17 protein-coding genes are annotated in these 21,972 nt (G+C 45.0%); 3 read left to right on the top strand and 14 right to left on the bottom strand.

The genetic code is table 11. The features are described from left to right. The first annotated feature begins 97 nt into the window (after window positions 1-97). Complete coding sequence (gene grcA / locus AC4MRV_RS16270) at window positions 98-475, top strand: autonomous glycyl radical cofactor GrcA (protein ID WP_491188373.1); 378 nt, start codon at window positions 98-100, stop codon at window positions 473-475. Between the two features lie 118 nt (window positions 476-593). After that, window positions 594-1,454, top strand: a complete 861-nt coding sequence (locus AC4MRV_RS16265; protein ID WP_491188372.1) for a LysR family transcriptional regulator — start codon at window positions 594-596, stop codon at window positions 1,452-1,454. Here AC4MRV_RS16265 and AC4MRV_RS16260 read toward each other — a convergent pair. The 6 genes from AC4MRV_RS16260 to secA form a co-directional block, all read right to left on the bottom strand. Continuing rightward, window positions 1,390-2,169 (bottom strand): TSUP family transporter, encoded by a 780-nt coding sequence (locus tag AC4MRV_RS16260; protein ID WP_491188371.1) that lies wholly within the window; start codon window positions 2,167-2,169, stop codon window positions 1,390-1,392. The genes AC4MRV_RS16265 and AC4MRV_RS16260 overlap by 65 nt on opposite strands. A gap of 182 nt (window positions 2,170-2,351) precedes the next feature. Next, complete coding sequence (gene carB / locus AC4MRV_RS16255) at window positions 2,352-5,582, bottom strand: carbamoyl-phosphate synthase large subunit (RefSeq protein ID WP_491188370.1); 3,231 nt, start codon at window positions 5,580-5,582, stop codon at window positions 2,352-2,354. A 16-nt stretch (window positions 5,583-5,598) separates the two neighbouring features. Then, window positions 5,599-6,738: a glutamine-hydrolyzing carbamoyl-phosphate synthase small subunit gene (gene carA, locus AC4MRV_RS16250; protein ID WP_491188369.1), complete on the bottom strand. Its 1,140-nt coding sequence runs from the start codon at window positions 6,736-6,738 to the stop codon at window positions 5,599-5,601. Window positions 6,739-7,272: 534 nt separating this feature from the next. Beyond that, window positions 7,273-8,082, bottom strand: a complete 810-nt coding sequence (dapB, locus tag AC4MRV_RS16245) for a 4-hydroxy-tetrahydrodipicolinate reductase (protein ID WP_491188368.1) — start codon at window positions 8,080-8,082, stop codon at window positions 7,273-7,275. A 93-nt stretch (window positions 8,083-8,175) separates the two neighbouring features. Next, entirely contained in the window at window positions 8,176-8,574 is a 399-nt protein-coding gene (mutT, locus tag AC4MRV_RS16240; RefSeq protein ID WP_491188367.1) for an 8-oxo-dGTP diphosphatase MutT, read from the bottom strand. 229 nt (window positions 8,575-8,803) lie between these two features. Further along, window positions 8,804-11,530, bottom strand: coding sequence for a preprotein translocase subunit SecA (gene secA, locus AC4MRV_RS16235; RefSeq protein WP_491188366.1), 2,727 nt, complete (start codon window positions 11,528-11,530; stop codon window positions 8,804-8,806). Between the two features lie 341 nt (window positions 11,531-11,871). Here secA and AC4MRV_RS16230 point away from each other — a divergent pair, with 341 nt between their 5' ends. Further along, complete coding sequence (locus tag AC4MRV_RS16230; RefSeq protein WP_491188365.1) at window positions 11,872-12,336, top strand: DUF721 domain-containing protein; 465 nt, start codon at window positions 11,872-11,874, stop codon at window positions 12,334-12,336. Window positions 12,337-12,384: 48 nt separating this feature from the next. On the opposite strand, the gene lpxC is transcribed toward AC4MRV_RS16230, so the two are convergent. The 8 genes from lpxC to murD form a co-directional block, all read right to left on the bottom strand. Continuing rightward, window positions 12,385-13,302 (bottom strand): UDP-3-O-acyl-N-acetylglucosamine deacetylase, encoded by a 918-nt coding sequence (lpxC, locus tag AC4MRV_RS16225; RefSeq protein ID WP_491188364.1) that lies wholly within the window; start codon window positions 13,300-13,302, stop codon window positions 12,385-12,387. 101 nt (window positions 13,303-13,403) lie between these two features. Next, complete coding sequence (gene ftsZ, locus AC4MRV_RS16220) at window positions 13,404-14,636, bottom strand: cell division protein FtsZ (RefSeq protein ID WP_491188363.1); 1,233 nt, start codon at window positions 14,634-14,636, stop codon at window positions 13,404-13,406. 30 nt (window positions 14,637-14,666) lie between these two features. Then, window positions 14,667-15,929 (bottom strand): cell division protein FtsA, encoded by a 1,263-nt coding sequence (gene ftsA / locus AC4MRV_RS16215; protein ID WP_491188362.1) that lies wholly within the window; start codon window positions 15,927-15,929, stop codon window positions 14,667-14,669. Further along, a complete protein-coding gene (locus tag AC4MRV_RS16210) occupies window positions 15,922-16,704 on the bottom strand; it encodes a cell division protein FtsQ/DivIB (protein ID WP_491188361.1) in 783 nt (260 codons plus the stop codon). The genes ftsA and AC4MRV_RS16210 overlap by 8 nt, the downstream gene beginning before the upstream one ends. Window positions 16,705-16,890: 186 nt before the next feature. After that, entirely contained in the window at window positions 16,891-18,351 is a 1,461-nt protein-coding gene (gene murC / locus AC4MRV_RS16205; protein WP_491188360.1) for a UDP-N-acetylmuramate--L-alanine ligase, read from the bottom strand. A 12-nt stretch (window positions 18,352-18,363) separates the two neighbouring features. Beyond that, entirely contained in the window at window positions 18,364-19,425 is a 1,062-nt protein-coding gene (gene murG, locus AC4MRV_RS16200) for an undecaprenyldiphospho-muramoylpentapeptide beta-N-acetylglucosaminyltransferase (RefSeq protein ID WP_491188359.1), read from the bottom strand. Beyond that, window positions 19,412-20,611, bottom strand: a complete 1,200-nt coding sequence (gene ftsW, locus AC4MRV_RS16195) for a cell division protein FtsW (protein WP_491188358.1) — start codon at window positions 20,609-20,611, stop codon at window positions 19,412-19,414. The genes murG and ftsW overlap by 14 nt, the downstream gene beginning before the upstream one ends. 36 nt (window positions 20,612-20,647) lie before the next feature. Continuing rightward, window positions 20,648-21,967 carry a UDP-N-acetylmuramoyl-L-alanine--D-glutamate ligase gene (murD, locus tag AC4MRV_RS16190; RefSeq protein ID WP_491188374.1) on the bottom strand — a complete coding sequence of 440 codons (1,320 nt, stop codon included), beginning with the start codon at window positions 21,965-21,967 and terminating at the stop codon, window positions 20,648-20,650. Window positions 21,968-21,972 lie beyond the last annotated feature (5 nt).

Genomic DNA, 21,972 nt, shown 5'->3' with positions numbered 1-21,972 from the left:
AATATTATCATAAGGGATATTCGCTATATAATACGTAGCTCAATAAAATTCGAAAGTTAACACCAATAACACCACGTAAGTGGACTAGGAGACGGTAATGATCCAAGGTATTCAAATCACTAAAGCAGCAAACGACGATCTACTTAACTCAATCTGGCTACTAGATAGCGAGAAGAATGAAGCACGTTGTGTTGCAGCGACAACTGGTTTTGAAGCAGACCAAGTTGTAGCGATCAATGAACTAGGCGAATACGAAAGCCGTGAAGTCGCTATCGAAACTGCCCCTCGCATCGAAGGTGGTCAACACCTGAACGTTAACGTTCTTAAGCGTGAAACTCTAGAAGACGCTGTTGCAAACCCAGAGAACTACCCTCAGCTAACTATCCGCGTTTCTGGCTACGCAGTTCGTTTCAACTCACTAACGACTGAACAGCAACGTGACGTAATCGCTCGTACTTTCACTGAGTCTCTATAATTCTCAGTTAGTTATTTGAAAAAGGCGCTCATTGAGCGCCTTTTTTGTATTTGGCCTATCCTATTTCATCTCGTGTAAGGTACATTATTCTCATTCCCCCCTACACCGAGTTCATATCATGCTATTGGAAGGCATCGAAACCTTACTGGTCTTGAGTAAAGCAAAGACGATGAGTCGAACTGGCAGCTTACTCTATATAAGCCAGTCAGCCGTTAGCAAACGAATTGCTAATCTAGAGAGTAAACTTGGCAAGAAGTTGATCGTACCAGATGGTCGAAATGTTCAACTCACTCAGGATGCAATCAATCTGATAGAGAGCATTGCCCCGGCTTTCAATGAGCTTCAGGGGTTAATTAATGAGCAGCAAACGATGGCGGATCAAAGCCTGCTGCGATTGGACTGTTCTGAAACCTTAGTCGCAGGCTATCTCTCTGCAATTATCGGTCGTCATTTCCAGCAAGACCCGTACTTAACACTGACCACCAACCACACGCCAAGAATCGTAGAAAATGTCCAATCAGGTAAGGCACACATCGGTGTTTGTGCTGGTCATATGCCAAAACAGAGTCACCTGATGCAGTTCCACTTACTTGATGAACCTTTTTATATCGTCTTTGATCGTAAGCTCCAAGCTCTGCCACAAACGATTATCACTAACGATCTCAATAACCCGGCGAATAGCTATCAAATCGATATTTTGACCAAGTTAAACATCACTCCAATAATGCAAATGGACTCCTATTCTGCAGCTGCGCAACTTGCCATAGAGGGAGTTGCCCCTGCACTGGTGCCGATCTCGGTGATTAAAGCGATGAAAATTGAGTCCGAATATTGTTCTCACTTTACTCAACTAACACCTTTATATCGGCCAATTAATATCTGCTGCCGGGCCTCTTCCTATCAAAACCCTAGAATTAAAACAGTGATAACAGCCATTGCTGATGCTGTTCCCAAAGTAGCTTCAGCGCCATTAGCATAGACATGGTAATCACCAAGGGGCGAATCCATTTTTGCCCTTTGCTCACTACCACTTTCGCGCCGAGCTGAGCTCCGATAAAACCACCGACGGCCATCACAAGACCTAATTCCCAAATTGGCAAACCAGCAAGAATAAAAAACAGTAGCGCAGCAATATTAGAAGTGAAGTTAAGTACCTTGGTACGTGCGGTTGCATCAACTAACGAGAAATGACCAAGTGCAACGAAACAGACGGTAAAGATCGAACCTGTACCTGGGCCAAAGAAGCCATCATAGAAACCCACACCGCCACCGACACAAAAGGCAAACATGGCTTCAGAGATTTTAGCCTTACCTGATTGCTCTCTGGTTTTCGGCATCATTAAGAAATAGAGAGAAATAGCAACTAGTAATAGCGGGATTAGGCTAGTTAGTACACCAGCATCAATATACTGCACGGCTTCAGCACCAACTGCAGAGCCAATAAACGTACAAACAATGGCAAGGCGCATCTCTTTAATACTGACGATACCGTTACGAACGAAATACCAACTAGCAGAAAAGCTGCCAAATGAGCTTTGTAGCTTATTGGTCGCGAGAGCCTGTGTCGGGGGCACACCAGCAGCCAGAAGCGCTGGTAGGGTTAACAAACCACCGCCACCAGCCATAGCATCAATAAAGCCTGCTGCCGTAGCAACAAAGAAAAGAATCGTCAGTATTTCGAGTGTGAGTTCCATTGCTTATCAATTGGTTATCTATATCTTCCACTCAAAATATCACCAAGTTAATAATTCTTTTAGAGAAACATTCGACTTTAACTCATTCCCAATTTTCAACAATGAACAGACAAAAAAGCCCGCTCAAAAGAGCGGGCAATGAGGTTGTCATATAGGCTCCGTTGCGAGCCTATTGATTGTTATTACGCTTCGTTCTCTGCTACTTTAGCGTGTAGCTCCTGAACTGAAGTTACCGACGTTTTAGCGTCAGCAGTGTGAGCCATACATACCGCAAATGCAGCATTCAAGGTTGTTGTGTAGTTCACTTTCTCAGCCAGCGCACCACGACGTAGTACTTTTGAATCTTCAATCGCTTGACGACCAGCAGCCGTGTTTACGATGTAGGTGTACTCGTTGTTCTTGATACGGTCAAGAATGTGTGGACGACCTTCATGTACCTTGTTCACTAAACGTGGGTTGATGCCAGCTTCGCCTAGAATTACAGCTGTACCATGCGTTGCATCCAGTTGGTAACCAAGTTTAGTTAGCTTAGATGCAAGGTCTACTACACGCTGCTTATCGCCTTCACGAACAGACAGTAGTGCACGACCACCTTCTGGGTACACTGCGCCACAACCTAATTCCGCTTTCGCGTAAGCTTCTGCGAACGTTGCACCGACACCCATTACCTCACCAGTAGAGCGCATTTCTGGGCCTAACAGTGGGTCAACACCCGGGAACTTGTTGAACGGAAGTACCACTTCTTTCACTGAGTAGTAAGGTGGGATGATTTCTTTAGTAAAGCCCTGAGACTCTAGAGATTGACCCGCCATCACACGTGCAGCGATTTTCGCTAGTGGTGCGCCAGTTGCTTTAGATACGAATGGTACTGTTCGAGCAGCACGCGGGTTTACTTCGATTAGGTAAACTTCGTTATCTTTGACAGCGAACTGAGTGTTCATCAGACCACGTACACCAAGTTCGAAAGCTAGCTTCTCAACTTGCTCACGCATCTTATCCTGGATTTCCTGACTTAGTGTGTAAGCAGGTAATGAACATGCTGAGTCACCTGAGTGAACACCCGCTTGCTCGATATGCTCCATGATACCGCCGATAACTACGCGTTCACCGTCACAGATAGCATCGATATCGACTTCAGTTGCGTCGTCAAGGAAACGGTCGAGAAGAACTGGTGACTCGTTCGATACGCTAACGGCTTCGTTAAAGTAGCGACGTAGGTCTTGCTCGTCGTAGACGATTTCCATTGCGCGACCACCAAGTACGTATGAAGGGCGCACAACAAGTGGGAAACCAATCTCTTTCGATTTTTCAACCGCTTGCTCAATAGCCGTTACTGTTGCGTTTTCTGGTTGTAGAAGACCAAGACGGTCAACTGCTGCCTGGAAGCGCTCACGGTCTTCTGCACGGTCAATCGCATCAGGGCTGGTACCAATGATTGGCACACCTGCCGCTTCTAGAGCTCGAGCCAGTTTAAGTGGAGTCTGACCACCGTACTGAACGATAACGCCTTTTGGCTTCTCAACACGGACGATTGAAAGAACATCTTCAAGAGTTACAGGTTCAAAGTACAGACGGTCTGAAGTGTCGTAGTCAGTAGAAACTGTCTCTGGGTTACAGTTAACCATGATAGTTTCGTAACCATCTTCACGCAGTGCTAGTGAAGCGTGTACACAACAGTAGTCAAATTCAATACCTTGGCCGATACGGTTTGGACCACCGCCAAGAACCATGATCTTGTCTTTGTCTGTCGGCTGCGCTTCACACTCTTCATCGTAAGATGAGTACATGTAAGCGGTGTCAGAAGAGAACTCAGCCGCACAAGTATCAACGCGTTTGTATACTGGGTGGATATCGTACTGGTCACGTAGGCGACGAATTTCGTTCTCAGATACACCAAGAATTGAAGATAGACGAGCATCAGAGAAACCTTTACGCTTCATCTTACGTAGCACATCTTCAGTCAAGCCAGCAAAACCGCCTGCCTTAACTTGGTTTTCCAGGTTAACGAGTTCTTCAATCTGAACCAGAAACCAACGGTCAATTGCCGTTAGATTGAATACACCATCTACTGACATACCCGCACGGAATGCGTCTGCGATGTACCAGATACGCTCAGCGCCAGCTTCTTTTAGTTCATGACGAATTGTTGTTAGTGCGTCAGGCGCATCCAGATCAACCATCTCGTCAAAACCGTTGGCACCAACTTCAAGGCCACGAAGTGCTTTTTGTAGAGATTCTTGTTGGTTACGACCAATAGCCATAACCTCACCCACTGACTTCATCTGAGTCGTCAGACGGTCGTTAGCACCAGCAAATTTCTCGAAGTTAAAGCGAGGAATCTTAGTCACTACGTAGTCGATTGTTGGTTCGAATGATGCCGGAGTCGCACCACCAGTGATGTCGTTTTGTAGCTCATCAAGAGTGAAGCCAACTGCCAGTTTCGCTGCAATCTTAGCGATTGGGAAACCTGTTGCTTTAGAAGCAAGAGCAGAAGAACGAGATACACGTGGGTTCATCTCGATGATAACCATACGGCCATCTTTCGGGTTGATACCAAACTGTACGTTAGAACCACCAGTTTCAACGCCAATCTCACGCAGTACCGCTAGAGATGCGTTACGCATTAGCTGGTATTCTTTGTCTGTTAGTGTTTGCGCTGGTGCAACCGTGATTGAGTCACCCGTGTGGATGCCCATTGGGTCGAAGTTTTCAATCGCACATACGATGATACAGTTGTCCGCTTTGTCACGAACCACTTCCATCTCGTACTCTTTCCAACCGATTAGAGATTCATCGATAAGAAGTTCGTTGGTTGGAGATAGGTCCAAACCACGACGACAGATCTCTTCGAACTCTTCCTTGTTGTATGCGATACCGCCACCAGTACCACCCATAGTAAATGATGGACGGATGATACAAGGGAAGCCAACCATATCGAGAACAGCGTAAGCTTCTTCCATCGTTTTTGCAGTATCTGCACGTGGACACTCAAGGCCGATAGACTTCATCGCTTTATCGAAACGAGAACGGTCTTCTGCTTTGTCGATTGCGTCAGCTGTTGCACCAATCATTTCTACGCCGAACTCTGCAAGTACGCCGTGTTTCTCAAGGTCTAGTGCACAGTTAAGAGCCGTCTGACCCCCCATTGTTGGTAGTACTGCATCTGGGCGCTCTTTCTCGATGATCTTACGAACAACTTCCCATTGGATTGGTTCGATGTAAGTTGCATCCGCCATGTCCGGGTCAGTCATGATGGTCGCAGGGTTAGAGTTAACAAGAATTACTCGGTAACCCTCTTCACGCAGTGCTTTACATGCTTGTGCACCAGAGTAGTCAAACTCACATGCCTGACCGATAACAATCGGGCCTGCACCTAGAATTAGAATACTTTTTAAGTCAGTACGTTTTGGCATTCTCTACTACTCCGAATTAAGCGCTGTGTTGTTTGATTAGTTCGATAAAGTGGTCAAATAGCGGAGCCGCGTCATGTGGACCTGGGCTTGCTTCTGGGTGACCTTGGAAGCTAAATGCTGGCTTATCTGTGCGGTGGATACCTTGTAGAGAGCCATCAAATAGTGACACGTGAGTTGCACGTAGGTTCTCAGGTAGTGTCGCTTCATCAGCAGCGAAACCATGGTTCTGGGAAGTAATCATAACAACGTTGCGGTCTAGGTCTTTAACCGGGTGGTTTGCACCGTGGTGACCAAACTTCATTTTCACTGTCTTAGCACCAGATGCCAAAGCTAGGATTTGGTGACCTAGACAGATACCAAAGATCGGTAGGCCTTTTTCTAGGAATACTTTTGTTGCTTCAATTGCGTAAGTACAAGGTTCTGGGTCACCAGGGCCATTCGATAGGAATACGCCATCTGGGTTAAGAGCCAATACTTCTTCTGCACTCGTTTCTGCAGGTACAACCGTTAGGCGGCAGCCTCGGTCAACAAGCATGCGCAGGATGTTGCGTTTCGCTCCGAAGTCGTAGGCAACAACGTGATATGGCAACTCGCTGTCGTCTTGCGCTTCAGGAAGTCCACCCTCAAGCGTCCACGAACCTTGTTTCCATTGATACGCTTCTTTTGTTGTAACTTCTTTCGCAAGGTCCATACCTTTTAGGCCAGGGAATTCTTTAGCCTTAGCCAGCGCTAGAGCCTCGTCGATGTTGTTACCCGCTACGATACAACCGTTTTGAGCACCCTTCTCGCGAAGAATACGCGTCAGCTTACGAGTATCGATATCAGCGATACCAACAACGTTTTGCGACTTTAGGTAATCAGAAAGGGATTGTTCATTACGGAAGTTAGAAGCGATAAGAGGGAGATCGCGAATCACAAGGCCTTGTGCGTGGATTGAAGAAGATTCTTCGTCTTCGGAATTGGTTCCGGTATTGCCAATGTGAGGATAAGTAAGAGTAACGATTTGTTGAGAATAGGAAGGATCAGTGAGGATTTCTTGGTACCCCGTCATCGAGGTATTAAAAACGACTTCACCAACGGATGAACCATCTGCTCCAATGGAAACACCGCGGAACACTGTCCCATCTTCTAGGACTAACAGTGCTGATTTACTCAAGACAACCTCCAGAATAAAAATGCAAAAATAATAAATTAAACTGCAAATCTGCCTTCCTTCACGCAATAAAAAAGCGTTTTTAGGTTATTTAGACAAATTGGCGGTATTCTAATGAGGTGATTGATATGTGTCAATAAAATCTTAAAAAGAAATCTAACATTTAGAGCCTTTAGTGGAAAAAATGATTTTAGAGGCCTAAAAAACAAAGTTTAATAGCAGAGATATGGGATTTGGATGAAATAAACATGAAACACACATTTCGCTACTCATTACAGATCACACTTTCCTAACCAAAAATTACGCAAACGATGCACAAGCAATTTACACATTAACTTTTAGGCACTTCAAAGACAAAAAACTAAATAACACCCAAAAACACAACAAAACTCACTTCAAATTATCTTATAGCACTCGGTTAAACAATTCGTATGTTGGCAGTAAATACAAAAAACGCCGGGCAAGCCCGACGCATAATTATTTATTTTTGCTTATAGCCTTAGGTTTCAGGCTTAAAGCTTAATGGAATCAACTAGACTACAAGTCATTTAACCCAAGTACATCTGTCATTGTGTAGAAGCCTGCTGGCTTTTCATTTAGCCAAACCGCCGCTTTTACCGCGCCATTCGCAAATGTCATTCGGTCTGTTGCTTTATGAGTGATTTCTACTCGCTCACCAATATCAGCAAACATTGCGGTGTGTTCACCAACAATATCGCCCGCGCGAATAGTCGCAAAGCCGATTTCATCTTTGGTTCGCTCGCCAGTGATCCCCTCACGAGCATACACAGCTACATCGCTTAACTTATTACCCATTGCACCCGCAATTGCTTCTCCCATGCCAATCGCTGTGCCTGAAGGCGCATCCACTTTATGACGATGGTGAGCTTCTACGATTTCAACATCGCAATAGTCGCCCATGACTTTTGCAGCTTTCTCCAACAGTTTGAACACTAGATTCACACCAACAGAATAGTTTGGTGCCATCACAATCGGTACTTCTTGAGCCGCTTGATCAATAAGCTCTCGTTCTAGTTCAGTAAAACCTGTCGTACCAATTACGATACTTTTACCATGCTGTTTACACAGCTCTAGATTCGCTAAGGTACTTACAGGTGCAGTAAAATCGATAATCACATCAAAATTGTCGATCTCTTTAGCTAGGTCATCAGTAAGAACCACTTCAAACTTGCCTTCACCACACAGTTCACCAATGTCGACACCAACTAATGATGACTCAGGGCGCTCTGAACCCGCCCCAACTTTAGCTTCTTGATTGATGAAAGTCGCTTTGACCAAATTGCGGCCCATTCGGCCAGCAGCTCCTGCAATTGCAATACGTACCATTGCATGTTCTCCATTAATAATTTTGTTTCTTGTTACCAGTTGATTAAAACTAACAGTATTACGTGATGCTGGCTAGAGGGCATATCGTCGTGACTAGGAAAACTCTTTAACGACACGCTCTAGGATCGGCACGTTAGCCTCGGGGAATGCGTAGTTAGAAAGCTCGGCGATCTCGACCCATTCCCCTTGTTGTCCCTCTTTACCGTAGGGCTGTCCCTCGAATTGAGTCACGGTAATAAAATCAAATTTCAAAGACTTGTCAGGGTAATCAAACTCAAGGTGTTCAAATAGCGATTGTTCAGTGGTTATGATCCCGATCTCTTCTTCAAGCTCACGAATCATCGCTTGCTCGATAGTTTCACCCTGTTCTACTTTACCGCCAGGAAACTCCCAAAAACCACCTTTGTGCTTACCATCAGGGCGCTTAGTAATAAACACCTGTGATTTATCTTGATTGAAGATGATTCCCGCTACGATATGAATTCGTTTCATCAGACTTCCTATTTACTTTCCATTGCCATGCCTTGCATTGTGGCTGACTATTGTTGAGATATCATTAGATACAAAAAGAGCCGCCTAAGCGACTCTTAATTAGTTCTATAAAGTTTGCATGAAGCTAAGCTGTAACGCTATGAATGCGAGGCGATGGCACGGAGCTTACGCCAGTAAGTGAGTACCATCAACGCAGCAGTCATATGTTACAACAACGATTCATCGAACCTTATGCGATTTTGCCGTGGCACTGCTTATACTTTTTACCACTACCACATGGGCAAGGCTCGTTACGGCCAACTTTACGCTCTTCACGAACCATTGGTTGATGCGCACCCTCTGAAGAGTCTTCATCATCGGCTAGTTGGTTTTCAGCAGCTGCGTGTTGGGCTTGAGCACGACGTGCCGCTTCTTCAGCTTGTGCACGACGTTGAGCTTCCATACGTTCTACTTCTTCTTGCTGCTGAACACGAACCTTAGACAGAATAGTGATAACATCCGACTTCAAAGCATCTAGAAGACCTTCGAATAGTTCAAACGACTCACGTTTGTACTCTTGTTTCGGGTTCTTCTGCGCGTAACCACGTAAATGGATACCTTGACGAAGGTGGTCCATAGCAGCCAAGTGCTCTTTCCAAAGTGTATCAAGTGTTTGCAGCATCACAGACTTTTCGAAATTACGTAATACTTGCTCACCAACCACTTCTTCTTTCTGCTTGTATACCTCAACTGCAGTAGTAATGATTTTCTCTCGAAGTGCTTCTTCGTAGAGTTTGTCATCTTCTTCTAACCACTGCTTGATTGGCGCATCAAGATCGAAGTCATTCTTCAGGCGTTCTTGTAGGCCTTCAATATCCCACATATCTTCTAAAGATTGTGGCGGGATGTACTCATCAATCACAGCCGTCAATACATCTTGGCGGTTATGATCGATCATTTCACTGATGTCTTCAACACTCATCAGCTCATCGCGAAGTTCGTAAACAACCTTACGTTGATCGTTTGCAACGTCATCATACTCAAGTAGTTGTTTACGGATATCGAAGTTACGGCCTTCCACTTTACGCTGAGCTTTTTCGATTGAACGAGACAGCATCTTAGACTCGATTGCTTCGCCTTCTTCCATACCACTTTGGATTAGGCTCGCCATACGATCTGACGTAAAGATACGGAGCAGTGAATCTTCCATTGATAGGTAGAATCGCGATGAACCTGCATCACCTTGACGACCAGAACGACCACGTAGCTGGTTATCGATACGACGAGATTCGTGACGCTCCGTACCGATGATATGTAAACCACCTGCATCTAGAACTTGGTCATGAACCACTTTCCATTCTGCTTTGATCTGCTCAATCTGCTCTTGAGTCGGATCCTGAAGGGATTCAACTTTTGCTTGCCAGCTACCGCCCAACACAATATCGGTACCACGGCCGGCCATGTTGGTTGCGATGGTTACTGCGCCAGGAGTACCCGCTTCTGCAACGATTTCTGCTTCACGCTCATGGAATTTTGCATTCAGAACATTGTGCTTGATCTTCGCTTTCTTAAGAGCACTTGAAAGCAATTCAGATTTTTCGATTGAAACTGTACCAACTAGTGATGGCTGGCCTTTCTCAACACGCTCTTTGATATCTTCAATAATTGCGTTGAATTTCTCTGTTTCAGTACGGTAAACCACATCTGGCATATCGTTACGAATCATTGGTTTGTTAGTAGGAATAACAACCGTTTCAAGACCGTAGATAGACTGGAATTCAAATGCTTCTGTATCCGCAGTACCTGTCATACCAGACAGTTTCTCATAGAGACGGAAGTAGTTTTGGAAGGTAATTGATGCCAGCGTTTGGTTTTCGTTTTGAATTTTAACGCCTTCTTTCGCTTCTACCGCTTGGTGTAGACCTTCTGACCAACGACGACCAGGCATAGTACGGCCAGTGTGCTCATCAACGATTACCACTTCACCATCTTCGTTAACGATGTAGTCTACGTTTTTCTCAAACAAAACGTGAGCACGTAGAGCTGCATTAACGTGATGCAGTAGACTGATGTTCGTTGGTGAGTACAGCGTATCACCCTCTTCCATCAAGCCATTCTTAATCATCAACTCTTCAACAAACTCTTGACCAGTTTCAGTTAAGTGTACTTGCTTAGATTTCTCATCTACCGTGTAGTGCCCGTCACCGCGGTACTCTTCAGAATCTTCTTTTTCTTGCTGTTGCAAGTTCGGGATCAAAGTATTAATGCGAGTGTATAGATCAGAGCTATCTTCTGCTGGACCTGAAATAATCAGAGGTGTACGAGCTTCATCAATTAGGATTGAGTCAACCTCATCGACAATAGCGAAGTAACGTTCACGTTGAACACGGTCTTCTGCACGAAAAGCCATATTGTCGCGAAGATAATCAAAACCGAACTCATTGTTTGTTCCGTATAGGATATCTGCTTGGTAGGCCTCTTTTTTCTCTTGCGGAGGCATATTTGGCACGTTAACGCCAACCGTCATACCTAAAAATTCAAATAGAGAACGGTTTGTCTCCGCATCACGCTTCGCTAGGTAATCATTCACTGTCACAACGTGGACTGCACCTTTCAGTGCATTTAGGTAAGCAGGAAGAGTCGCTGTAAGAGTCTTACCTTCACCAGTACGCATCTCTGCAATTTGGCCAGAATTCAGCACCATACCGCCAATCAACTGAACATCGAAGTGACGCATGCCATACACACGCTTAGATGCTTCACGTACAGTAGCAAATGCTTCTGGAATCAGTTTGTCTAAGTGCTCACCTTGCTCAAGGCGCTGACGGAATTCTACAGTTTTTGCTTTTAGTTCTTCATCGCTCAACGCTTCAAACGTTGGCTCGTAATTATTAATCTCTTTTACAATTTTTCTCAGGCGGCGCAGTGTTCGGTCATTGCGACTGCCAATTACCTTTGTCAGTAGCTTAGTTATCATTTGCTATGAATCTCTCTTTATTCAGATCGGGCCCGATCTACTTTTAATGCCTTCAGTCTCTAACAGTTTTGAACTAAGAATACTGAGATAAATCACTTTCCTCAGATATTGTGATGAGAACTATAGATTTCAAGGCTTGTATGTCTATAAGTGGCGCTTAGTTTATGAAATTTTACTAACGACAACCAATAACAAGGTGATTTGTTTGAAGCACTCTTTATTTTTTTACGTTATATGATGGAAGTTTATCCGGCATAAGGTTTTTTAGCGCCTCATTTTTCCCTATCTTCCTAGCTAGCCATTCACTAAAATAGAAGTGTTCGTTTACTCAGAGGCTCAATATGAGAGACCACCGTCCAACACTAGGCGACGAGATACTTGCCGAATCGCGACTCTCCCAGCTGCAACAGCATGCAAAAGAGATCATGTTGATCAATAAAGAATTAAAAACGATCTTACCACGTGGCACGGAAGATCATTGCCGTGTGGCAAACATTCGTGATGGGCAGTTGGTTATTGAAGTTGCCAGTGCAGCGATCAAAATGAAGATTGATTACGAACGTTTATCGATTCTTAATCAGCTCAGATCAAAGGGGTTCGCCAGATTAATGGCAGTAAGTGTACAGATCAATCCCGAACTCTATCGCTCTAACAGTCAACCGAACAGCGAAGAAACAAATAAGCGCGACCCAATATCAGAGACCGCGGCGCAATATCTCGAAATGATTGCCAGTGGTGCTTCGCCAAAGGTCAAAGCTAGATTAGAGAGTTTGGCTAAGTTAGCTCAAAAAGAGCGCGGTGAGTAAAAACAAAAAAGCCAGACATCAGTCTGGCTTTTGTAATTCTAATGATTGTTACGCTAGAACCATGTTTGGCTCAGCAAACGCAACTGGAGAAGTCGCATCTTCTTCAAATGTAACCCACTCCCACGCTTCTTGGTCTGCTAACACTGCACGAAGTAGTTGGTTGTTTAGGCCGTGACCAGATTTAAATGCTCGGAATTCTCCGATAATTGGGTGACCACACATGTAAAGATCACCAATCGCATCAAGAACTTTATGAGTTACAAACTCGTTCTCAAAACGGAGGCCTTCTTCGTTAAGGATGCGGTATTCATCCAAAACGATAGCATTGTCGAAGCTACCACCTAGCACAAGATTTTGAGATTGAAGATACTCAATATCACGCATGAAACCAAAGGTTCGTGCTCTTGAGATCTCTTTGATAAAGCCTTGCGAAGAGAAGTCAAATAGAAGATGTTGCTCATCAGCATCAATCGCAGGGTGATTGAACTCAATTTCAAAGTCCATGCGGAAACCATTGAACGGAACAAATTCAGCCCACTTATCACCATCTTCAAAACGAACTGGCTTTTTGATACGAATAAAGCGTTTCAGAGCATTTTGTTCTTCAATACCAGCTTGTTGCAGTAAGAACACAAACGGGCTAGCGCTGCCATCCATAATAGGAATTTCTGGCGCATCAACTTCGACAACAATGTTGTCGATTCCCATTCCAGCAAGTGCCGCATTCAAGTGCTCAACCGTTGATATACGGATACCTTCATCGTTTACCAAAGCTGTACATAGCATGGTGTCACGAACAGACATAGCGTCAGCAGGGAAATCAACTGGTGGATTTACGTCAGTTCGACGATAAATAACACCAGTATTTGCAGCCGCTGGGCGAAGAGTAAGCGTGACTTTACGACCAGAGTGGAGTCCCACACCAGTTGTTTTCACTATTTCTTTCAGAGTACGTTGTCTGATCATCTACTTTGCCTCAGTAAAATGCTACAAATCACGGTCAATAAGTGATATTGACCGCGTATGCTACCATAATTTTGAACACTGTCAAATTATAGTGTAACTGATTAATCCGCTTGACGACGCAAGAATGCCGGAATATCTAGATAACCGCTTTCTTTGTCAGCCTTAGGTGCCGCACTTTGACCTGCACCAGAACTTGCTGGAGTAGTCGTTGGTTGCGGAGTAACCTGAGGTTTCTCTTGCAAAGTTGGTGCCGGCTTTTCTTCCACTTTATTGACACTTGCTTCCGGAGCAGGTGAAGTTTGTGGTTGAACTTGAGGCTGAGCTACAGGAGCCACTTTTGCCTTACCACCGGCAACTAGCGTGATATCCGGTTTCTTTTCGTTACCAATACCAGTCGCAACCACTGTTACGCGAATTTCATCCGCCATATCAGGGTCTAAAGATGTACCAATTACAACTGTTGCATTGTCAGATGCGAATGCTTTCACTGTGTTACCCACAGTCTCAAACTCATCTAAACGCATATCTAGACCAGCGGTGATGTTTACTAGCACACCACGTGCACCTGCTAAATCAATATCCTCAAGTAACGGGCTAGAAATTGCCATTTCTGCAGCTTCTTCTGCGCGGTCTTCACCTTTCGCAACACCGCTACCCATCATTGCATGACCCATTTCCGACATAACAGTTCGAACGTCAGCAAAGTCGACGTTGATCATGCCTGGGCGAGTAATCAGCTCCGCAATACCTTGAACAGCATTCTTTAATACATCGTTCGCGCTAGCAAAAGCTTCAAGAAGAGTAATACCACGACCTAGTACTTTTAGAAGCTTCTCATTTGGAATCGTGATCAGAGAGTCCACATGTTTAGAAAGCTCTTCAATACCTTGCTCTGCAAATGCAAGACGCTTCTTACCTTCAAAGCTAAATGGCTTAGTAACTACTGCTACAGTTAGAATGCCTAGCTCTTTTGCTACTTCAGCAATAACTGGAGCTGCACCTGTACCAGTACCACCACCCATACCAGCTGCGATAAATACCATATCGGCACCATCGAGCTCTTCTTTAATTCGATCGCGATCTTCGAGAGCTGCGTCACGACCTACTTGAGGGTTTGCACCTGCACCAAGTCCTTTGGTCATATCGCCACCAATCTGAATAACGCTATTCACACTGGTTTTACGAAGCGCCTGAGCATCAGTATTAATACTAATGAACTCAACACCTTCGATGGACTCACGTACCATGTGTTCAACGGCATTACCGCCACCGCCACCAACCCCAACGACTTTAATTACCGCGTCGTCAGACATTTCCATCATCGGTTCAAACATGTGTTATCTCCGTTTTTCCTGCTGCTCAGGTTAAAACTCTTTTTGTATCCAATTACGCAAACGACCAAACAATCCAGTTACTGAAGAACGAGCCGGCTCGTTATATTCAGTATCTTCATTAATTTGACTGTCGCGCGCGTAATGAAGTAAACCAACCGCCGTAGAATGATACGGCTCTTTAACGTAATCAGTTAGGCCACTCACCTCTAGAGGTTTACCGACTCTAACTTGGTTGCGAAACACTCGTTCCGCACACTCTACCAATCCTTCAATCTGTGCCGCGCCACCTGTTAGAACAACGCCTGCCGCGAGATGGTGCTTAATACCTTCACCACGTAGCTTTTCTTGAACGGAATCGATAGTTTGATTAACTAGTCCCATAAGCTCAGTGTAACGAGGCTCAATCACTTCAGATAAAGTCTGTCGCTGCAAACTTCTCGAAGGTCGCCCACCTACGCTTGGAACGTTAACCGTGTCGTCCTTGCTGACTAGCTCACTCAAAGCACAGCCATATTTTACTTTTATTTCTTCAGCATCACTTACAGGCGTTCCGAATGCAAATGCGATGTCGCTTGTCACGGCATTACCAGCGTACGAAAACACCTCCGTATGTCTTAAAGCACCGCCAGTCCAAATAGACACATCCATAGTACCAGCACCGATATCGACAACACATACGCCCAGTTCGCGTTCATCTTCAGTGATAACTGCATTACTCGATGCTAAGCCTGAGTAGACAAGGTGTTCAACCTTGAGTCCACAACGCTCAACAGCTTTAATAATGTTTCTCGCCATATCGTTATGACAAGAGATCAGGTGCACGCTAACTTCCATACGTACTCCTGATAAACCTAGTGGATTTTTGATTCCTTCTTGGTAATCAATGGTAAATTCCTGAGGAATAACGTGCAAAATGCGCTGTTCATCACCAATTTTGATCGATTTTGCGGTATGGATAGCACGATCCATATCTTCTTGAGAAACCTCTTCATCAGAGATAGTTCCCATGCCTTTTTCTATACGGCTCGCAATATGACGACCAGAGATTGAGATGTAAACATTGCTAATTTGACATTCTGCCATTAGCTCAGCTTGATCTACCGCTCTTTGAACCGATTTTACCACCGATTCAAGATCGTTAACTCCACCTTTGTCCATCCCCCGAGATGGACTACTACCAGCACCGATAATATTAATTTGACCATCAGGCAATACTTCGCCTACCAGAGCCGATACGGTTGCAGTGCCTATATCAAGACCAACAATAATGTTGTCATCAGCGGTCTTAGTCATCTGTATTCTCTTGTTCTAACTCTTGTTCAGGGAACCATCCAACAGAGGCTCCCGTATCATACCTGAGGTCTATGTAACTCACCCTTTCGGCTGTGTTACCTAAATTTTCATATAACGCAAAAAAGCGTTCGATTCTCTCTTCAAGCGATTCTTTACCAAGTTCTAAGCGGATTCCATTATCAAGAATCACTTGCCATGCCCTTCGTTCATTAAGCACCAAAGAGGTAATCGATAAATTAAGTGCCTCAAACTTCGGTTCTAGCTCTCGCCAAACAGATAACACCTCTTGATTGGTGCCATCTGGTCCATAAAGTTTGACTCTCTCTTCTTCAACTTGACCAAGATCACCGCTGAACAACTGCCCTGAGCTATTCAATAGAACGTTGCCATTCCATATAGCTTCAGCTTTGTGTTCCGTAAGAAACACTTTTACGGTGTCTGGCCACTGTTTACGAATTGAAGCATGAGATACCCAAGGAATCGATTCAGCTACGTCTTGCAAAATACCCACGTCTTGCGACATGAATGTTCCTACATGGTCCAACCGAGCAAATGCCTGCTGGACATCGTTAGCAGAGACGTAGTGCAAATCGCCTTGAAGCACGATTTTGGATAGTGGAAGGCGTTGATCATCCCACATCCAAGAGACGGTCGAGTATAGAAGAGAGCCTATTAATACTAATACCACCAGTAGAAAGCTTGCCCCAAGGGCATGCTCTTTCACCAGAGGACTCGAAGTTAAACGAGGGCCTTCATTAAAAGCACTTTTAATCAAAGTCCATAGTCCTTGCCGTTAGCTCGCTGCCCTATTCCCTATCCCATTTCGTGTAAAAGAGGCAAAAGCACTTACTTTAACCTTCGGATTATACTGTTGAGATTAAAAGTATCAAACACTGATATTGAGAAATCACCACTTAAAATGCAATAAGTGTGTCAAATCCCCAAAAACCTGACTTTATAACTAGGCTTGCTGCATCTTATCGATATTTAACTCAAAAGCTGCAAGCTGTTTCGCCACTTTACCTACGTCACCAGCGCCTTGAGTAAGAACGAGATCGCCGTCTTGTAAAACATTTGCAAGAACCGAAGGTAATGCTTGGCTATCCGGAACAAAAATTGGATCTAGCTTTCCTCGTCCGCGAATTGTTCGACATAAAGCACGACCATCAGCGCCAGGTATTGGTTTCTCACCAGCAGAGTAAACATCTAGCATGATCAATACGTCTACTTGCTCTAACACGTTCGCGAAATCATCATAAAGATCACGTGTGCGACTATAACGATGCGGCTGGAAAATCATCACTAGACGCTTTTCTTCCCAACCATTGCGCGCCGCTTGTATAGTCACGTCTACCTCAGTTGGATGATGACCATAATCGTCGACTAACATCGCAGTACCGTTGCCAGTATCAAATTCACCTAAATGATCAAAGCGGCGGCCAGTACCTTGTGTTCCTGCCATTGCGTTTAAGATTGCTTCATCAGAGATATCATCTTCTGTCGCAACCGCAATTGCAGCTGAAGCATTTAACGCGTTATGACGCCCTGGAATGTTAAGGGTAATATCTAAATCCGCTTTCCCCTGACGAATCACAGTAAATTTACCTTGCTGGCCTTCTTGGCGATAGTTGCCAATACGGACATCTGCGTCTTCAGAAAATCCATACGTAATTACTTGACGGCTAATCTGAGGTACTAATTCTCGAACAACTGGGTCATCAATACAAACAATCGCTTGTCCGTAAAATGGCAGGTTGTGTAGGAAATCGATGAAAGTCTGTTTCAGCGTCTCGAAATCACCACCATAGGTATCCATATGGTCAGCTTCAATATTGGTAACAATGCTTACCATCGGCTGTAGGTGCAGGAAAGATGCATCACTTTCATCCGCTTCCGCGATAAGAATACGGCTAGATCCTAAACGCGCGTTCGTGCCCGCACTTTTTACCAAACCACCGTTAACAAAGGTCGGGTCTAAGCCCGCTTCAGAGTAAATTTGTGTAACCAGTGCCGTGGTTGTAGTTTTACCATGAGTGCCAGCGACTGCAATGCCATGACGAAAACGCATGAGTTCAGCCAACATTTCTGCACGACGGACAACCGGAATTCGCGCTGCACGAGCGGCTACAATTTCTGGGTTCTCTTCATTAATCGCCGTTGATACCACCACAACACTCGCTTGAGCAACGTTTTCTTCCGCATGGCCAATATAAACCTTGGCTCCTTTTTGCGTAAGGCGCTCCGTTACCGGGTTTTCGGCGATATCTGAACCTGAGATCTGATAACCTTCGTTTAAAAGCACTTCGGCGATACCACTCATACCGGCGCCACCAATTCCAATAAAGTGGATGCATTTAACACGGCGCATCTCAGGCACCATTGCTCTAATTTGAGCTAGATTTTGTGTATGTTGAACTGTCATGAATTCTTCTCGTTATTTCGTTAGAGCGATGATGGCTTCTGCCACAACTTTATCCGCATCTAACTTAGCGGCCTCACGAGCTTTTGTCGCCATCGTCACTAGAGCATCTCTGTCCATAGAACGAATCTGCATTACTAGCTTATCAACGGTGAGCTCTGGCTGCTCAATCATTTTTGCTGCTCCACACTCAACCAAATGGTCAGCATTTAAAGCTTGTTGTCTATCTTTGTGCATAAACGGAATAAATATTGCGCCGACACCTGCAGCTGATACCTCAGACACGGTTAAAGCACCTGAACGACATACTAACAGATCGGCCCATTCGTATGCTTCAGCCACATCATCAATAAACTCAAGCGCGTCAGCATTAGTTACATCTTGTTGCTGATATGCGTGCGCAACCTCTTGTTGGTTATTCTTACCCGCTTGGTGACGAACCTGATAACCATCACCTAATTTAGCCATGACTTCAGGCATGGTTCGATTTAGGATTTGTGCGCCTTGGCTGCCACCCATAACTAAAATGCGAATATCACTATCACGCTCTGCCATGCGTTTGGATGGCGGCTCAATCGCAACAACATCTGCGCGGACTGGATTTCCGACCACAGGGGCTGTAGGAAAAGCACCCGGAAAAGCTTGAAAGACCTTCTTGGCAATTTTAGATAGCCACTGATTAGTTAGCCCTGCCACGGCATTTTGCTCATGCAATACAACCGGAATGCCAAGTAGCCAAGCTGCAACACCTCCAGGCCCACTTACATAGCCGCCCATGCCAAGTACAGCATCTGGCTTCCAGCGCTTCATATGCGCTTTGGCTTGCATAATGGCGTTTATGATTTGAAATGGTGCTTTAATTAGCCGACCAATACCTTGACCTCGTAGACCTTTTACTTGGATAAAATCTATCTCTATCCCATGTTTGGGGACGAGATCCGCTTCCATTCTATCCGCGGTACCAAGCCAGCGAATTTCCCAGCCTTGTGACTGAAGTTGCTTCGCGACAGCCAGTCCTGGAAACACATGCCCCCCAGTACCACCAGCCATCACCATTAATCGTTTATTCTTTTTCATGATTATCTAACTTCTGTTCTTCGTTGCCCTGACTCACCATCCGACATTCATGATCGATACGTAACAAAATCGAAACGGCAACCGACATAACAATCAAACTTGAACCGCCATAACTGATCAAAGGCAGGGTTAAACCTTTAGTTGGTACCATACCTGCGGCTGCGCCGACATTAACTAGCGTTTGAAATGCAAACCAAATACCAATACCAAACGCTAAGTAGCCACCAAATAACTGCTGATGCTCGAATGCTTTGCGGCCAATCAATATCGCTTTGGTCACTAGACTAAAAATCAAAACTAGGGCTAATACTACCCCAACAAAACCAAGCTCTTCTGCCAATACTGCAAACACAAAATCGGTATGAGCTTCCGGTAGATATTCGAGCTTTTGAATCGAGTTACCTAACCCTTGGCCAAACCACTCACCTCGACCAAATGCCATCAGTGACTGAGTCAACTGATAGCCACTGCCAAAAGGGTCTTCCCAAGGGTCTGCAAAGGAAGTAACACGTCGCCATCGGTAGGGCTCGAAATAAATCAGTGCCGCAACAGAGGCAAGCCCAACGACCATCAATGCTAAGAATTGAGTCATCTTAGCTCCGGCAATGAAGAGCATGCCAAACAAGGTTACTAGCATCACCACAACTGTACCTAAATCGGGCTGCAACAGTAGCAATACCGCTAATGTCGCGAAGACAATGATAGGTTTGATAAAACCACCAAAGAAACTAGAGCGTACCTCTTCGTTTTTTCGTACCAAATAACCCGACATGAAGATAAACAGTGAGAGCTTTGCGACCTCTGCGGGTTGCAAGTTAAATAAACCTAAAGGGATCCAACGTGACGCACCATTAACCGATTTACCTGCAATAAGCACAATAAACAACAAGCCAACCGATATCAGCAGCAGCGCCATACTGAACCTTAACCACCGCTCTAGCGGAACTTGAATAACAACCGTTGCCACACACAATGCTAAAGACAAGAAAATCGCATGACGAAACATAAAGTGGAAGGGCTGATCGGTTAGGCGCGAGCTGATTGGAAAAGACGCAGACGTCACCATAACCAAACCTGTCAGCATAAGACCTAACGAGATCCATACTAGCTGTCGGTCATACAAGACGTCTGGAGATGCTGTGGTAATCCAACGCTTTACACTGCCAAAAAGGTTTTTAATCTGCATATCAAATGGTGTTGTATTATTCGCGAAAAGCGATCCTTATGCGTAACGTTTTGCGAGCTCAGTAAAGGCATCACCTCGAGCCATAAAATTATTGAACTGATCGAAGCTCGCACATGCTGGAGAAAGTAAAACCATATCACCAGCCTGGAGCTGAGGTTTGGTCCACGCGATGATCTCTTCCATACTGTCAAAACGCTTAGCGCTGGCGTGCAATGACATAAACCGCGGGCCATCTTCTCCAAAGCAACACAACTGAACATTCAACCCACGAAGCACAGGTGCCAGTTCAGAAAAGTCGGCTCCCTTACCCACACCACCGACTAATAAATAGAGCTTACCAGGTATAGAAAGTCCTGAAAGCGCTGCTAGTGTACTCGCCACATTGGTTGCCTTAGAATCATTGACCCACTTTATGCCCTGATTATCCGCAACAACTTGGCAACGATGTGTCAAACCGTTGTAAGACTTTAGCGCCTCTAAGCCTTGAGAAAGGTCAACGCTAGTTTGTGACAACAACGCAAGCACCACGAGTGCATTCGCAATATTGTGACGCCCTACTAACGTCAATTCGCTTGTAGCACAAATAGGCTCTGAGCCCTGATACAAAAATTCCCGTCCTTGATAGTCAGCAAGATGATACTCAACTCCGGAAGTTAGACTAAACTCGATCAGTTTCTTGCCTACAATATCTGGGTAAGTCGCTTTATCGTCAGCATTTACGATGCATGACTCAGCATGATCAAAGATTCTTAACTTCGCTTGACGATAGCCCTCCATTCCTTCGTATCGATCCATATGGTCTTCGGAAAGATTAAGGAAGGCCGCCGCATTCAGCTTCAGGCTAGAAGTAGTTTCAAGCTGAAAGCTAGATAGCTCTAGAACGTATAGATCCGCATCTTGAGACAACAAATCAAGCGCTGGCACGCCAATATTGCCACCAACGCCCACTTTAAGTCCGGCAGCCTTGGCGACGACACCCGTTAGGTCGGTGACAGTACTCTTGCCATTTGAACCAGTAATTGCGATGACGGGTTTATCAACCTGCCAAGCAAATAACTCTATATCGCCAACTACAGGTACACCTGCACTTAGCGCGGTTTGAATTTCTGGAGTGGCTAGCGCAATACCAGGGTTGGCAACAATCAAGTCAGCACTCACTAACCAAGGTAAATTCCAACTTCCAGAATGTAGCTCAACACCTTCTGGCAGTAATTCTATACCCGGAGGATTGACTCGAGTATCGATCACTTTGATCGTTAGCGAGTGTGGTAAATTGTCGAGGTATTTAACGACAGAGAGCCCGGTGATACCGAGCCCTACAACGACGACACTTTCAATATTTTGCCAGCGGTCCATGGTCA

The sequence above is a fragment of the Vibrio sp. genome (assembly GCF_984391705.1).
This window is presented reverse-complemented; position numbering and strand designations above follow the sequence as displayed.

What these genes read in the sequence shown, in the direction of transcription:
- grcA (WP_491188373.1), top strand. Translation starts at nt 98, where the DNA reads ATGATCCAAGGTATTCAAATCACTAAAGCAGCAAACGACGATCTACTT.
- AC4MRV_RS16265 (WP_491188372.1), top strand. Translation starts at nt 594, where the DNA reads ATGCTATTGGAAGGCATCGAAACCTTACTGGTCTTGAGTAAAGCAAAG.
- AC4MRV_RS16260 (WP_491188371.1), bottom strand. Translation starts at nt 2,169, where the DNA reads ATGGAACTCACACTCGAAATACTGACGATTCTTTTCTTTGTTGCTACG.
- carB (WP_491188370.1), bottom strand. Translation starts at nt 5,582, where the DNA reads ATGCCAAAACGTACTGACTTAAAAAGTATTCTAATTCTAGGTGCAGGC.
- dapB (WP_491188368.1), bottom strand. Translation starts at nt 8,082, where the DNA reads ATGGTACGTATTGCAATTGCAGGAGCTGCTGGCCGAATGGGCCGCAAT.
- mutT (WP_491188367.1), bottom strand. Translation starts at nt 8,574, where the DNA reads ATGAAACGAATTCATATCGTAGCGGGAATCATCTTCAATCAAGATAAA.
- secA (WP_491188366.1), bottom strand. Translation starts at nt 11,530, where the DNA reads ATGATAACTAAGCTACTGACAAAGGTAATTGGCAGTCGCAATGACCGA.
- AC4MRV_RS16230 (WP_491188365.1), top strand. Translation starts at nt 11,872, where the DNA reads ATGAGAGACCACCGTCCAACACTAGGCGACGAGATACTTGCCGAATCG.
- lpxC (WP_491188364.1), bottom strand. Translation starts at nt 13,302, where the DNA reads ATGATCAGACAACGTACTCTGAAAGAAATAGTGAAAACAACTGGTGTG.
- ftsZ (WP_491188363.1), bottom strand. Translation starts at nt 14,636, where the DNA reads ATGTTTGAACCGATGATGGAAATGTCTGACGACGCGGTAATTAAAGTC.
- ftsA (WP_491188362.1), bottom strand. Translation starts at nt 15,929, where the DNA reads ATGACTAAGACCGCTGATGACAACATTATTGTTGGTCTTGATATAGGC.
- murC (WP_491188360.1), bottom strand. Translation starts at nt 18,351, where the DNA reads ATGACAGTTCAACATACACAAAATCTAGCTCAAATTAGAGCAATGGTG.
- murG (WP_491188359.1), bottom strand. Translation starts at nt 19,425, where the DNA reads ATGAAAAAGAATAAACGATTAATGGTGATGGCTGGTGGTACTGGGGGG.
- ftsW (WP_491188358.1), bottom strand. Translation starts at nt 20,611, where the DNA reads ATGCAGATTAAAAACCTTTTTGGCAGTGTAAAGCGTTGGATTACCACA.
- murD (WP_491188374.1), bottom strand. Translation starts at nt 21,967, where the DNA reads ATGGACCGCTGGCAAAATATTGAAAGTGTCGTCGTTGTAGGGCTCGGT.